Origin of the sequence: Paenibacillus sp. S-38 (assembly GCF_049942825.1) — a bacterium.
Taxonomy (GTDB): Bacteria; Bacillota; Bacilli; order Paenibacillales; family NBRC-103111; genus Paenibacillus_G.
Genome location: NZ_CP187970.1, coordinates 6,452,194 through 6,467,985 on the forward strand (window position 1 = coordinate 6,452,194; position 15,792 = coordinate 6,467,985).

Here is a 15,792-nt window from a genome sequence, read left to right on the forward strand (position 1 = left end):
TTGGTGGATATAGGTTTGATCAGCATGCCGAACAACCTATGTAAACAGGAACACACCCCACATCCTTCCATTCCGGCATATTCTCATGGTATCTTTTCCCTGCCCGGAACGTCAAGGCCAAGCACTGCGGCGCGCCGGATGACCGGCAAAGAAAAGCAGGCGGCCGCTGTTCGGTATGCCTGCCCGTCCTTCGAGACACAGCTCACTTGCCCGCCTGGCCCCGGTACCACTCGTTCGCCTCGCTCAGCACCTGCTCGCCGCCGGCTTCCCTGAACTCTTTGACGAAACGGTCAAACTCATCGACGGGCATATCCCCCGTAATGATGGAAACATAGGCCTTATTGCGAAGTTTGATCAGCTCCGGGCTGTATTGGATCAGGGATGGCAGGGGAACCTTCAACGCATTGTAAATCCCGTGCTCCTCGAGCCCAAGGGTGGAAGCCCACTGCTCCCTCCGGCCCCTCGGCCGTTCCGGAACCATCATGCCGATATTGGCGCCGATGTGATTGGTATAATTGGCACTATGGTCGAACGGGGGCAGGATGACGACATCGTCCTTCGCATCCCCGGCCCACTTCCAGTGCTTCCCCTGGATTCCATGCTTCATCGTCATGCTCTCTTCCAGATCCGGGTTCGCGCTGACATAATCGAGAATTTCGAGAATTTTGGCCAGCTTCCCGGGCTCTTGCACTGCGCCCGCCCCAATCGCTGTATAGCTCATCAGCCTGTCATAGGCCTTGGAGCCGCTCTGTCCCTGGGGGCCGGTAACCGGCTGCCCGAATACGAGCCTCGCCCGGCTGTTCTTTTGGATGAGCTCGAGCGCATTGAAAGCCGGTTCGACCGGAACCTCTTCACCTTGGTCGTTCACAACCCGGTAATCGCCGGCCTGAACCCAGTGATAGTAGTTGCCCATCGACGTCATACCGATTCGACCATTGATAAAGGCATGGGACAGATGTTTATAGCCGCCCATGTTCTCTCCGGTCACGAATTCGGGATCAATGACGCCGTCCCGGTACCACTTCTGCAAATACCCCAGCGCTTCCTTCATCTCCGGCTCGAGTGCCCCGATGACAAGACGCTGATCCTTCTCCGCAAAATAGAGCTGCTCGGTGAACACCATTTGGCCGAACGCGCCGAAGACGACGTTCATCCCTTCGCTCGAGAGGCCGTACGTATCCTGCTTGCCGTTGCGGTCCGGATCCTCACGGGTGAAGGCATACATCACCTTCTCGAACTCCGCCAGGGTTGCGGGCGGCTGAAGACCAAGCCCCTTCAGCCAATCTTCCCTGTATACGACGGGAACCCTGTAAGCATTGGTCGAATTGATCACCGGAATGCCATACTGCCTGCCATCCAGCTGCCCGTATTCCATGTACCCCGGGGCATTGGTATGAAGGAGGCGGGTCAGGTTCGGCGCATACTGCTCCATCATCCCCGGCGGGATTTCGGCAAGCACCTGTTGGTTCCGGTATTTCAAGAGGTCATGCGACTGCCGGATGCGCAGCAGATCGGGGATTTCGCCCTGCGCCAGCTTGAGATCCAGCAGCGCTTCATAGTTATTGTTCTCGAGATTCCATATCTCCAGATCCACATTGAATTTCTCTTCCAGGAGCCGGATCATCTCCGCATCCTCAGGAACAGGTTCGTTCAGATGCATCGTCCACGTGATGTGGTACCGCTTCTCCTGCGCGTGCTCCGCTGAATCGGAAGATCCTTCAGCCCCAGAAGCCTGGTCGTCCGGCATACTGCAGGCGCTTAGGAGGAGGAGTAACACTGGAAGGATAAGCCCCCATCGGCGGCCAATCGTCATTTTCATAAGCATGACCTTTCATCGAAGGAATGGCTGCCCGTGTTCCACAGGCTCCGGACATAATTCTTCGGTGTGCATCCATGGATTTCCTTGAACTTCTTGATGAAGTAAGCGGGGGTTCCATAGCCGACGGCACCCGCGATCTGTTCGACGGTCAGGGAGTTGTTCTTCATCAGCTCCAATGCCCGTTCCATGCGCTTCTGCGTGACGAATTCCGTGTAGCCCATTCCCGTTTCTTCCTTAAAGATCTTACTCAAGTATTTCGCGCTCAGGAAGACTTTCGCCGCGACCGCCTCCAGTGATAAATCTTCCGAGAGGTGTGAGCCAATGTAATGTTTCACGGCTTCTATGCTCTCCACAGCCCGCTCGTCACTGCGCTTGTCCATATGGACGTAACACTCGGCAATGGACAGAACCAGCCACTCCCGGAAGCCCTGGATATCATAAATGGAACGGTACTGCTTGTATAGATCGGTCTGTAAGGCACCTGATGGCTTAACCCTCGCGGTCTTCAGGAAATCGGCGTACATCGAGATCAGGTTCCTGAGCACAAATTGACCGTAATCCGCCGCATACATGCCTTCCTTCAAGTCTCTCAATAGGTTGTCGATGGCGGCGGTCAAGCCCTCCGTATTCCTGGCCTGCAGCTTTTCTTTAAACTTCAGCAGGGCGGACTGCGGCATTTCCAGGTGGCTGTGTTCCCGGTTCAGCAGGCTGTAATCCCGGATAATAGAGGTTTCCGGGAAGAAAAAGCCGTATTTGATCAGGATCTGCGCATCCGCGAAGCTTTGGTAGACACGGCTCCATTCCTCCACCCACAGGCCCCAGGCGATTTTAAAATGAAGACCGAAGTGAGCCTCGACCTCCGACAGAATCCGGTTCGATATCGATTCCAGCAAGGCGTCTTGAGGGCGGTGCGTGCATACAATCACGACGATTTTGCGGTCCGGCAGTTCTTCCGCAATGAGGCGCGTATCTTCCAGCCTCGCCGCTTCCAACTGATTGATCAGTTTGTAGACGGCATACTGATTCATCTTGGAATCCAGCTCCTTGAAGCCTTTGCTGAACGGGTCGATCACCAGGCAGCAGTAGCCGGAGTAGGCCATGGATAGGCTCAGCGATTGGAGCTGCTCTTCCAGCTCGTCGGCTTGGTAACTGTTCCGCAGTATATTGAGCACCACATTGTGCTTGATCACCGGTTGATTCGCCTGAAGCGTCTCCTCCAAGCTGCTCACCCTGCTGGTCAACTTGTGAATGGCCGTATCGATCAGCACGTACTCATTATGCCGGGTCTCGGAAGGGTGGTCGAACAGGCCTTTAATTCTGGTTAGCAACCGCTTTACAGGCGAATAGCTCACGACCGTGAAAATCCCGGAGAGCACCATGCCAATGAGGATGGCGAGCAAGCAGATGTAGAGGATCACCTGCTGCAGCATGATCGACTTTTGATAGAAGCTGTTCTCCTGAACGACATTGTAGATTTTCCACCCATTGGACTCCAGCTTATGGTGGGATACGACATAGGAGGTGCCCCCGACGGTTTCGGTGAAGCTTTGTGCTTCCGCCTGAGAGGCCAGCATGTTCTCGATCGAGGAGGCCGGCTCCGCAGCCCTGCGTCCGAGCATGCTTTTATCCGCCGCCGAGATCACGATCCCCTGCTGATCCATAAGGTAAGTGTTCGGATAGTCAGCGGGCATCATTTGTTGGAGAATGCCGCTGAAGGCGGATTCCTTGATATCCATGCCGATCATCAGGTCGGATGCTTCGCCCGTCGAATGGAAGGGGTAGCTGCGGGCATACGTAATCAACGGCTGCATCGTATTGCTGGCCGATACGCTCGCGTGAATGTCTTTGGGCACCATCCGGGGCTCAGTCCACAAGCAGCTGTTCTTGCTGGTCTGCATCCTGTCGATCCAGTCCATCGTGCGGAATGCCTCGCTGTGCGTATCAACATTGGTTTTCAGTCCATACAGAGAGGAGATCATGACACCCGACTTCGGATAGTACAGATGAATCGCGTGCACGAGATCCGAATGAGTCACGACCTCCTGCTTCAGCAGCTCCTGAAGATCAAGAATGGTACTGCTTTGTCCCCGAAAAGAACCCCTCGCATCGATACCGGCATTCGTTATGTTTCGGAGTGCAATATCCAGATAAATCTTATGAACGGGCTCAAGCACGGCGGATTCTATAGTATCGGCTGCATTCTTCAGCATCATCTCGTTCTTGCTGCGGATTTCTTCATTATAATTACGCGGCACAACCATATAGAAAATCGAGCACAGCAAGAGAACCACGACGATAACGATCGTCAGGTAGGAAATCGCCAGGTTGGCGAATACGGTATTCCACTTTCTCCTCATGATCATCGCGTTCCCCTCCTTCCCATTCCAGATTATACAGCATCCCCGGAGACAGGTTCGGCCATTTACCGAAACTTAACAGTTGGTTTGGGAGGAATGGGAATATTTGAGGGGCGGACGATTTCCACACCGGCCGACCGGCTGCCCGGTACCAGGAAAAGGTGCCTGAATTCGCGGGCGCCGTCTTACATCGTACGATTTTGATATCATGCGGAATTTGTTCTATTGAGGCGTTCCTACCCGGATGCTAGATTGATGTCGTAGTCCCAATTTGGATGCAGAAGGGTGATGAAAGAGAATGATGCAATGGCGAAAAGTGCTGACCTTCGCGCTGGCAGCGGCAGTCACGGTTCCTCTCGGGATCACGGGCGGCCCTGTGAAATCAGCGCATGCGGCAGCGGGGAGCTTCGATGTCCTTTCTTATAACATAGGAGGGCTGCCGGCCATCCTGTCCAGCAGTGCCGATCCCGAGAAGTATACCCCGCAGATCGGCGCCAAGCTTGCTCCGTATGAGCTGGTGAACGTGCAGGAGGATTTCAATTATCACGCCTCGCTCTATGCGAGTGATACCCATCCCTACCGCACACCTACCTCCGGCGGCGCCGGGATCGGCAGCGGCCTCAACACCTTGTCGGGTTACCCGCTGTACGATCTGAAACGGGTTACCTGGAACAAGCGGTATGGGCTCTTCGATAACGGCTCGGACGAGCTCACTCCGAAGGGATTCACCTACAAGCAAGTCAAGCTTGCCGACGGAGCTTATATAGACGTCTACAATCTCCATGCTGACGCGAATACCGATACGCTGTCGAATGAGGCGAGACGCGACAACCTGACCCAGCTGGCCGCCTACATCGAGGCCAATTCGCAGGGACATGCCGTGCTCGTCCTCGGCGACACCAACTGCAGATACACCCGGTCGGAGGATCAGCTCAAGACGCTGTTCGTCGACAGACTGGGCATGAAGGACGCATGGGTGGAGAAGATCCGGGGCGGCAGTTACCCGGCCATGGGCACCGAGGCACTGCTGGGCACGCCGGGGTCAACCGGTCCGGACAACGAAGTCGTCGATAAAATATTCTACCGAAGCGGCGCTGCCGTATCGCTGCAGGCGAATACCTACAAAGTGGAGGATACCTACTTCACCGATGCCGCCGGGCACCAGCTGTCCGACCATTATGCGATCAGCGCTAATTTCTCCTTCTCCACCGGCGGGGGCCTGAGCTACAGTGACCTGGTTGGCGGCAGCGGCGGAACCCCCTTTAACTTCCTCGGAAGCACCGCCCCGGTATCCAGCCAGCCGGCCTCGGTCACCTTAAGAGGCGGAAGCCGGTTGGATGCCGTGTCGATGGCCTATGCGAACGGAACGGTGCTGACCAGCGGCGGAGCCGGCGGCAGTGCGGCATCGCTCACGCTCGGCAGCGGGGAATATTTCGTCAGCGCGCTCCTGTACCAGAATACATACAACGGAAGCAGCCGCGTGTTCTATCTGGAACTGACCACGAACCAGGGCCGCAAGGTCGCCGCCGGCACAAAGAGCGGCACCGCCACCACGCTGACAGCCCCGGCAGGCAGCGGGATCGCCGGCTTCTTCGGCCGCTCTGGCGATACGATCGACAAGCTGGGTCTGGTCTACAAGGCCCTGCCTGCGAAGTAGGCTGGTTTGCAGAAATAGGCCAAGTCGTAGGCGGCGGGTGCACTTCCCTACCAGCGGGGCTATCTTATTGCTAGCGGTCTTTATGCGAAGCATCTCTTTCAAGTTTATCCGCGAGAGATGTGAAGCCATGGGCGGCTGGGTGCACTCCCCTATGCTAGCGAGGCTATCTCTTTTGATAGCGACTTTATGCGAAGCATCTCTTTCAAGTTTATCCGCAAGGATATGCGAAGCCATAAGCGGCGGATGCACTTCACACTACCAGCGAGGCTATCTCTTTTTGATAGCGACCTTTATGCGAAGCATAACGGAGTGCAAAAAGAGATAGCCGAGCGTTCGAGGAGAGTCACAAACATGAAAACCAAAAGAACCGTACCCACTGCGTTAAGCCTGGCACTGCTTTTGAATACCATTCCAGCACCTTACGCCAGCGCGGAAGCCGTCACATCAACCTTTTCGACGGAACCGGCAGCCGCAGTATCATCCGCTGTGTATCTGCCCGCGCCGGCCTGGGGACATTTCGTCGATACCTACAAAACGAATCAGGCGGCGAACAGTACTGCCACCTCCAATGCGGCCATCGGGGTGCTTTCCCCCTTCCTTGAGCTTTGGACACCGGGAAACTCCTGGGATAACGGCACGAAGCTGAACAGCAGCGTGCTCGACGCCAACATCCAGAAGGTGGTCGACATTGCCGCCAAGCGGACCGCCGCCGAAGCCGATAGGGCTTATTACGACGACCGCCGGAAGCAAAGCTACGGCGTCATCGACGGCCTTGGCTCGCTCACCGACGTGTACCGCACGAACGCGGGCGCCACGACAACGATCAACGACATACCGTCTGACGCCACCACGGTCAAGTACGATGACGGCGGAACCGATGCCGGCGACCCGAACTCGAATTTCGGCCGGATGGTGACACTGGTCAAAACCCTGCGCGGCAACTATTCGTCCACGAACCCCGCCAAAAACTTCTATGCCTATAAGCGTCCGTTCCGCTGGGCCGACACGTCGATTATCGTGCCTTCGCTGGTGCCTGCCATCAGCAAGACACCCGAAACCGACGGCGGCTTTCCGAGCGGACACACCAACGCTTCTTATCTGAGCGCGTTCGCGATGGCCTACGCTGTGCCTGAGCGGTATCAGGAGCTGCTCACGCGGGCATCGGAGATGGGCAACAGCCGGGTTGTCGCCGGCATGCACTCCCCGATGGATGTCATGGGCGGAAGGATCATGGCGACGGCACTGTCGGCTGCGATCCTGGCCGATCCCGACAATGCTGACGTCAAGCAGGCTGCTTATGAACAAGCGCACGCGAAGCTCCTCACGCAAACCGGTACGGCGGAAGACCGCTTCAGCGACTATGCGAAGAATAAAGCGCAGTATACCGAGCGGTTGACCTACGGCTTCAGCCAGATCGGCGATACCTCCAAGCCCATGAGCGTGCCGAAGGGCGCCGAAGTGCTGCTGGAGACCCGTCTGCCTTACCTGGATAGCGCTCAGCGCCGCGAGGTGCTGGCCACCACCGGCCTGCCTTCCGGCTACCCGCTGCTGGATGACCCCGAGGGCTGGGGTCGGCTCAATCTTTTTGCCGCTGCGGACGGATACGGCGCCTTCCACCAGGACGTCACGGTAACCATGGACGCGTACCAAGGCGGCTTCCATGCCAGCGACCGCTGGCGCAACGCTATCTCCGGTACGGGCAAGCTGACCAAAGCGGGATCGGGCACGCTCAAGCTGCAGGGCGGCAATACATATTCCGGCGGCACGCAGATCATCGGCGGCCTGCTCGTGGGCGAGTCGGGAACGGCCTTCGGAACCGGTGATGTAGCCGTTGGTGAGGGAAGCCTGGCGGAACAGGTTGCCGGCAGCATGACCATCGGCGGGAGTTATACGCAGGCTGCAGGCGGTACGCTAGAGCTGAACGTCGGCAGCGCCCAGGATCTGCTGGAGATCAAAGGTGCGGCCCAATTGAATGGTAAGCTCCGTCTGAATTTTACCGATGCCTATGTGCCTGGCGATGTCATGACCATCATGACCCATGCCAAGGATCAGCGGACCGGACAGTTCACCTCTGTAGAGACGGCAGGCCTGCCGAGCGGGTACAAAGCCAACATCATCTACCTGTCCGACCGGATCCAGGCAGCGATCGAGAATACATCGTCGTCGTCCTCCAGCTCGGACAACTCGTCTTCCTCCTCTGCCGCACCGGCTGTAGATGCAAAGCCAGCCGAGAGTACCAAGCCGGCTGATGGTGCTCTGCCAGCCGCAGGCGACCGGGATAAGATGAGCGTATCCATCCCAGCTGCTGTAGACGAGAGTGGAACCGCAGCAGCCGAGCTGCAGGCTTCCCAGCTCAGCGATCTGCTCAGTAAAGTCAACTCCCTGACGGGAGAAGGCCTAGTGGCGGAGCTGAAAGTAGAGCCCTCCAAACTGGCCAAGACGGTAGAGCTCTCCCTGTCCAAGGAGGCGATTCGCAAGCTGGCCGACAGCAAAGCAAAGGAAATCGCTATCGTCACCCCGTTCGGCAGCATGACGCTCGGCAAAGCCGGATTGATGAGCCTGCAAAATACGGCGGGAGACGTGATCCGGATCGGTATGGCTCCAGCGGACACCGGTAATTTTGCTGCCGAAGCCAGGAACCTCGCCGGCACAAGGCCTGCGCTGAAGGTGACCCTTCATTCCGGAACCTCCGGCATCACGGGCTTTGGCGGAAGCCGCATCGGGATTCGCATCCCGTACCAAGCAGCGCAAGGAGAAGATACGAATGCGCTTGTAGTCAGCGAGATCGATGCGGACGGCAGGCCGCACCTTCTCCCGCAATCGGCCTTCGGCCCGCGTGATGGACAGCTCTTCTTCCTGACCGACCATCCCAGCACCTATGCCGTAAGTTATAACAGCGTCAGCTTCAACGACACGTTCACGCATTGGGCGGGCAGCTATGTGACCTACCTGGCTGCGCGTGACATCGTATCCGGGTCCGGCGACAGCACATTCGCTCCCGATGCGAACATCACGCGGGCCGAATTCACCAAGCTGCTGGCGGGTGTCGCCAATGCCGATGGTTCCGGCTTCACGGCTTCGGCATTCACTGACGTCCAGGCAGGCGACTGGCACATGCCTTACGTGGCGTGGGCTGCCCAGCATAAGCTTGTCGAGGGAGACGCGAATGGGCAGTTCCGTCCGGATGCCCAAATCAGCCGCGAAGAAATGTGCGTCATGCTGAACCGGTTTGCCGTTCTGACGGGCTACTCCCTGCCAGCCTCCGCCGGCTCCGCGGGCTTTGCCGACCAGCAGCTGATCAGCCCTTGGGCGGCCGATGCGGTCAGCGCCCTGTCCCAAGCGGGATTCATTGCCGGCAAAGACAACCGGCAGTTTGACCCGCAGGGCAGCACCACGAGAGCCGAAGCCGCGAAGCTGTTCGCGGTGTTCCTTCAAGGCATGATGGAGCAGCGCTAGAATACTAAAGACCAAGCAAAAGGCCCGGTCTGACATGATGTCAGCCGGACCTTTTTTGTTCATTGATGTATCTCTGGGGCTCCGCCTTATAAAACTCGCGGCACCGCTTCAGCAGCGCCCGCTTCCGATCCCCGCTTACCAGTGTTCCCCGACACTCTCACCCCTTTGAAGTTCGTGCTCTTGTCCTCCCCCTACATGGCTTTCAAGCCGAGGTTGTTCACTTTTACGTTGGTAAAGCTTGCTTCACCGCCAGCCGGCCCCTGCCCTTGTTCCGCACTGGCCGCAAGCTTGTTCCCGCAGCGTCGTCCGCGCCGTTACTCGTCCATAAGTCGCCGCCGGTTCGGTCCTGAATCTCGATTATTCTATACTTTTTAACGATTCAATCATATGGATTCGGGACACTTTTCTCCGAAGCAGCAGGTTAGAGAGAGTGGTGAGCAAGAAGGCAAGAATGACGGATACCAGTATAGCCAACAGATTGAATTGATCTGGGATTTGCTGATGGGTACTCGACAGCGCCTTTACAATAATGGAATACATATAGCCGCTGACCGGCAGTGCTGCAATGACCGCAAAGGCGGTGAGGATCATGTTCTCACCGAAGATAAGCCGGTTTATTTTGCTTTTGGGATAACCCAATACCTTAAGAGTGGCAAGCTCGCGATTTCTTTCATAGATATTGATGGAGGATATTGTATAGATGGCACCAAACGAAAGAATGACGGCACTTATGATAAACAGGATAAAGACAAAACGGTTCTGCCTCAGAATATATTGTGCGGATTCTTTCAAATCATTCTTGTCCTCGATGGTAACTACCTGCTTATCCTGCTCGAAGAACTGACGGGCGGAAGCAAGGTCTGCGGCGCTGCCGGCTTTCACTAGAAGCGAGGTTGGTTTGTAGTCGATGCCGAAGCTCTTGAGATACGCTGTCGTGCAATAGAACGACGGATTCGAATACTGATTGGATATTTGCGTAACCTTCATTTCGACCGTTTTATTCGCAAACGACGGATCGGTGAATTTGATGCGGATCGTATCCCCTACCGCAATCTGATAGGGGTCCGCATACGATTTGGGTACCAGCACGCCGCTGTCCTCAAGCGCAACGGGATTGTCGTTCTCGTCGAAAAATTGAATGAGCGCATTGTCCTTCTCCGTAACGATCAACGTGGCGTTCTCATGCTGATCTCCCTTGAGGAATTCCACGGGAAAGGACGATTGATGATAACTGCTTTCAATCCCGATGGGCAGCTGGAGCTTCTGCAGCTCTGCTTCCCTCGTATATTCGACCTTCAGATCATAGGTATTCACCTCCTCGATCTGGTCGGCCACCCTTTGCAAAGACGTTTGCGTCCCGAAAGCAGTGATCAAGAGTACGGTGCTCACCACAACGCCAACGGAGCTTGCTAACGCCTTTTGCTTATGAAGAAAGATGTTTCTAAGAATGAGCTTGTGGCTATAGGAAATGCGTCTCCAGATCCCCGGAAACTGTTCGATGAGCAGCTTCTTCATCTTCTTCGGCGGTTTGGGCCGCATCGCCTGCGCTGCGCGTTCTCGCAGAATGCCTAGGCCGCTCAGGTAACAAGACAGCATACCGAATGCGCTCGAGTACAGGATGGGCGGAATGACTGAGAAGGGGGATAGGGGGAAAGCAATGTTCGACAGTGAGTAAGCTCTGGCATTCGACGCCTCAATCAATGGAATGAACAGGCCCGCCGCAGCGGCGCAGCCAAGAATGGAGCCTATGATGCCGACAAGCACCGGGAATCCCATGTAATGGAGCATGATGCTGCTGTTCTTCACTCCCAATGCCTTCATAATGCCTACTTGGTTCCTTTGCGAATCGATGATCCGAGACATGATAAGGAAGAGAATGATCGCTTCGATCAGAAAGAGAACCAACGGAATAACCTTGCTCATCAATTTATTGTTATGGATGGTTTGTTGGAGCTGCGAATAACTGAATGTCCGTTCTTTGCTTATTTGGCTTTCGTAGGAAAGTCTCTTGGATTGCGCTTCAACGTTCTGGCCTAACCGGTCTACATCGACCCCTTCTTCCGCATCGATCAAAACCTCATTATAGTAAAGGCTGCCGGCGATTCGGGGAACTCCCGATTCAGCCACATAGGCGAATCCGGACGTTTTATGGTCTTGGGTTTCGTTCTTTTTGGCATATTCCGCATTCTCGCCCAAGCCGCTAATGGTGAACGCCACAACCTTGTCATTGACGCTTACCTTGATTTGATCCCCGACTTTGTACTGATGTTCCCTGGCGTAATGGGAATCCAGCAGGAGTTGATCCTTGCCGGACGGAAGGCTGCCCTCTATCATCACAGGCGTATTGATGGTATTGCCCGCAGGGATCGAATGGATCTTTAAGGCCGCTTTCGTACCGTCAAAAAATTGCGTCGCATCGAAGGTGTACCGTCCTTCAACTTTGTTTACCCCTTCGATATTGCCCAACTTCGCCGTGTCCTGCTTGGAAATTTGATCGTAGTAGACGTTCAAATCGCTTAAATGATGCGCGTGAAAGTAGTCCTTCGTATAAGCGCTAAGATTGCTGCTTAACGTAACCAGCCCCGTATAGAAAAAAGCGCCCACGGCGATAACCAACACTAAGGCAAGAAATTGGCCGATCGACTGCTTGATATCCCTGAACAATTTCTTGATTAATATCATCACCACTCTATCCCCTCAACGCTTTGTTTGAGCTCATTGACCGTTACGCTTTCGATTTTTCCGCTTTTCACCCGAATGATTTTATCCGCCATCGGCGCAATGGCGGAGTTATGCGTGACGAGCACAACACACTTATTCGTCTCCCTGTTCAAATCCTGAAGAAGCTTCAACACGGACTTGCCGGTCACATAATCCAACGCGCCGGTCGGCTCATCGCAGAGCAATAGCAAAGGATTTTTGGCAACGGCGCGGGCTATGGCGACTCGCTGCTGTTCCCCTCCGGAGAGCTGGGACGGGAAGTGATTCATGCGGCTCTTTAAACCGACTTTATTTAAAATCTCTTGGGCATTCAGATGGTTCTTACATACTTCCGCAGCGAACTCAACGTTCTCCAAAGCGTTCAAATTGGGGATTAAGTTATAGAATTGAAAGACAAAGCCTACCTTCTCAGCGCGATATGCCGTAAGCTTCTTCTCGTTAAGGCTGGTAAGATCCTGACTGCCGACCGTCACTTTACCCGAGGTAGCCGTATCCATGCCTCCAAGTATATTCAGAATCGTGCTTTTGCCGGCCCCGCTTGCACCTAGAACTACGACGAATTCACCCTCGTTGATAATAAAGTCAACGCCGTTCAGCGCCTTGACCGGCACTTCGCCTATGTTGTATTCTTTCGTCACGTTTTTGAATTCGATTAATGGTTTCACCTTACATCTCCTCATATAAGAATCCGGACCGCAAGCTGAGGGCACATCGCACATTAACCTTTTATTGTTATTTTTAGAATATGTATCCTCTACATTCAAATTGATTATACGAAGCCAAAAAGAAAGGAACAACCAACTTCAGTCCCCCCTGAAGCTGGACCAAAGTCGGGTTCCACAACAAAGAAAACAGGCGCCCATGATCGGTACGCCTGCATTCTCCTCACCGCTTTGCTTTATAAAACTCATGATACAGTTTCATCAGCGTACGCTTCTAACTGCTGCCGTTCCCCGGAGCATGGGGCATGGAACTCAACGACTACAGGTGCATTAGAATCCCGTTCTTGTTACAGCGTGCGGAGAAGGGAGCCCCCCGTGCCCTTGTCTGGCTAATCAGGCCGATGAGATCCTCCAGGTCCTCTCCGAAGTTGTCAAACTTCTAAAAAAGCCATAAGAGTGAATCCTCTTATGTCATGCATATCTTTATTTCGCTACAAGCTTCCACTGCTGAGCACCGGTACTATTATCGGTCCATATCCATACAGGCGTCTCATCCGCTGTACCGCCACCATTTACATCCAATGCCTTCCCGTTGCCGGCATTGATCAGCTTATAAATCCCTTTGCCCACGTCTACGATCCTCCATTGCTGCGCGTGGGTTCCGTTATCCGTGTGAATCTGAACTTTTGTTCCGTTTTCAACACCGGCGCCATTCACGTCCAATGCCTTATTACTTTCTACATTCATTAATTTATAAGTCCCATTTGCATTTAAAGTAATCCGCCATGCTTGGGCATTGGTGTTGTTATCCATATAGATCTGCAGCGGAGTACCGTCCGTGGTTCCTCCACTTTTCACATCCAGAGCCTTCTGACTGTTTACGTTGATCAATTTATATACCTTGGATGTATCGATTGCTTTCTTTACTAACTTCCACTTTTGCGCAGTGGTTCCATTATCATCCCAGATCTGTACCGGCGTCCCGTCAGCCGTCGTACCGTTCTTAATATCCAGCACCTTATTGCTCAAGGTATTAATCAGCTTGAGAGTGCCATCAGCATTCTCAAGCCAGCGCCAGCGTTGGGCCAGTGTACCATTATCCGTGAAGAGCTGAACTCTTGTCCCGCTATCTACCACTCCCCCAGCAACATCCAATGCTTTACCACTATTTTTGTTAATCAGTTTATAGGCACCATCTGACATCTTGCATACGAACCAGCTTTGCGCCGCGGTTCCTTTATCTTCGCCGATTTGTATAGCAGCGCCATTCTGATTAAACGCTCCTTGAACCTCCAGCACCTTACCACTGCCCGGATTGATAATCTTGTAGTCCGACTCTTCACAAAACAGCTCGCGTGTCGTCAAGAGATTACCATTGTTGTCATATTGATAATTCCTAAATTGTCCTTTTCCCCGATCCACGATCGTCAACCGTCCAGTGCTGTCATAATGGTACACTGCCGCCTGAACCGTATTGGTCAAGAGAAAGCAGAAAATCAGCAGAGTGGACAACATACTCACAAGTTTTTTCATAATGAAAGTTCCTTTCATTAGGTAATAAGACCATCTGATCTCGAACCAAATTACTGATACAAGATGGAAGGATCCCATGCCGTAGCGTCATAGCCCATGTTTCCGTTTTGATTGAGTATGAAATAAATGGAATCCCCCGCTGTTACTTTTATATTATTCAGATGAATAGCAATTCCTATAGAATCGGTCCCCTGTATGCTTTGCCATCCCGATGCAGGCCAGATTTGAGTGCTATTCTGCATAATTCTTATCCTAACCCCGTCACCTTGAAGATTCACCGGATGTTTGGCTGCAGTACCCGCTATTCTAATGGTGCCAGTTTGAGGAGCAACCCATTTCAGTACAGTGTCATTTCCATCAGGATGCATCCAGTCTTTCGTGATAAGATCCCAACTGTTTTTCCCTTCCCATCTCGATAAAACCGGATTCCACTTCATACTCTCGTAACTGGTACCATTCCAAATTTGATAGTACCAGTTGTTTCTTCCTTGTTCCGCACCATAGGCCGAGGATGCTTTTTCAACGTAGGTAATTGCAGGGTCCCATCTGGTAGCATCATACCCATTGTTACCATTCTGGTTGAGGATAAAATAAATTGCATCCCCAGTCGCTACATTCAAGTTCAAATGATTTGCTACCCCAGCAGCATCGTTGCCTTCTATGCTTTGCCATCCAGAGGCCGGCCAGATTTGTGTGGTGTTCTTCATGATCTTCACCCTTATTCCATCGCCTTGGAGATTCGTAGGGTGCTTGGCTACTGTACCGCTAATCCGAATAGATCCCATTTGAGGAGCAACCCATTTAAGCACAGCATCGTTACCATCAGGGTGCATCCAACGATTGGTAATCAAATCCCAGCTATTCTTTCCTCTCCATCCCGATAAGTTGGGATCCCAGGTCATGTTCTCATAACTGGTACCATTCCATATTTGATAGTACCAGTTGTTTCTTCCTTGTTCAGGTCCAAAAGCCGAAGATGCTTTTTTTATGTAACTGATCGAAGGATTCCATCTTGTCGCGTCATATCCGTTGTTGCCATTTTGATTGAGTATGAAATAAATCGAATCTCCAGTTACTACATTTACATTTAAATTAAGGTCGAAACCGGTAGCATCATTGCCTTCAATCGTTTTCCATCCAGATGCAGGCCATATTTGAGATTGGTTTTTCATAATCTTAACGCGGACGCCGTCCCCTTGGAGATTCGTGAGATGTTTAGATACGATACCTGCTATTCTAATTGAACCTGTCTGAGGAGCAACCCACTTGAGAACCGCATCATTACCGTCAGGGTGCATCCAGTCTTTCGTGATAAGATCCCAGCTGTTTTTCCCTTCCCATCTATATAAAACCGGATCCCACGTCATATTCTCATAGTTGGTACCATTCCATATTTGATAAAACCAGTTGTCCTTCCCCTGTTGGTCCCCATATGCTGAAGACAATGGATAAGATGGTTCGCCATATGATTTAAATGTAAGATTGCCATTCTGATCATAGACATACTTAATGGATTCATCTGGCGAAATATCCACTTGTATTAGTCTGCCATTATCATCAAAATGGTACTTACTCATTGCATAGCCT

General features: G+C 53.1%; 8 protein-coding genes and 1 pseudogene. 2 read left to right on the plus strand and 7 right to left on the minus strand.

Annotated elements, in window-relative coordinates:
• Positions 1-202: 202 nt before the first annotated feature.
• Together ACP26L_RS28245 and ACP26L_RS28250 are read right to left on the minus strand one after the other, a co-directional pair.
• Positions 203-1,819 (minus strand): extracellular solute-binding protein, encoded by a 1,617-nt coding sequence (locus ACP26L_RS28245; protein WP_426448459.1) that lies wholly within the window; start codon positions 1,817-1,819, stop codon positions 203-205.
• Positions 1,816-4,182 carry an AraC family transcriptional regulator gene (locus ACP26L_RS28250; RefSeq protein ID WP_426448460.1) on the minus strand — a complete coding sequence of 789 codons (2,367 nt, stop codon included), beginning with the start codon at positions 4,180-4,182 and terminating at the stop codon, positions 1,816-1,818. The genes ACP26L_RS28245 and ACP26L_RS28250 overlap by 4 nt, the downstream gene beginning before the upstream one ends.
• A 292-nt stretch (positions 4,183-4,474) precedes the next feature.
• On the opposite strand from ACP26L_RS28250, the gene ACP26L_RS28255 reads away from it, so the two are divergent.
• Both ACP26L_RS28255 and ACP26L_RS28260 read left to right on the plus strand, forming a co-directional pair.
• Complete coding sequence (locus ACP26L_RS28255) at positions 4,475-5,833, plus strand: jacalin-like lectin (protein WP_426448462.1); 1,359 nt, start codon at positions 4,475-4,477, stop codon at positions 5,831-5,833.
• Positions 5,834-6,184: 351 nt separating this feature from the next.
• Entirely contained in the window at positions 6,185-9,289 is a 3,105-nt protein-coding gene (locus ACP26L_RS28260) for an S-layer homology domain-containing protein (protein WP_426448464.1), read from the plus strand.
• Positions 9,290-9,480: 191 nt separating this feature from the next.
• On the opposite strand, the pseudogene ACP26L_RS28265 reads toward ACP26L_RS28260, so the two are convergent.
• The 5 genes and pseudogenes from ACP26L_RS28265 to ACP26L_RS28285 all read right to left on the minus strand — a co-directional run.
• A pseudogene (locus tag ACP26L_RS28265) lies at positions 9,481-9,585 on the minus strand (hypothetical protein); the annotation flags it as partial.
• Between the two features lie 61 nt (positions 9,586-9,646).
• Positions 9,647-11,971: an ABC transporter permease gene (locus ACP26L_RS28270; RefSeq protein WP_426448466.1), complete on the minus strand. Its 2,325-nt coding sequence runs from the start codon at positions 11,969-11,971 to the stop codon at positions 9,647-9,649.
• Complete coding sequence (locus ACP26L_RS28275; RefSeq protein ID WP_426448468.1) at positions 11,971-12,675, minus strand: ABC transporter ATP-binding protein; 705 nt, start codon at positions 12,673-12,675, stop codon at positions 11,971-11,973. Before ACP26L_RS28275 ends, ACP26L_RS28270 begins: the two co-directional genes overlap by 1 nt.
• Before the next feature lie 480 nt (positions 12,676-13,155).
• Positions 13,156-14,205, minus strand: a complete 1,050-nt coding sequence (locus tag ACP26L_RS28280) for an RICIN domain-containing protein (protein ID WP_426448470.1) — start codon at positions 14,203-14,205, stop codon at positions 13,156-13,158.
• A gap of 50 nt (positions 14,206-14,255) precedes the next feature.
• On the minus strand, positions 14,256-15,782 hold the full coding sequence (locus ACP26L_RS28285; RefSeq protein WP_426448472.1) for a hypothetical protein: 1,527 nt from the start codon (positions 15,780-15,782) through the stop codon (positions 14,256-14,258).
• Positions 15,783-15,792 lie beyond the last annotated feature (10 nt).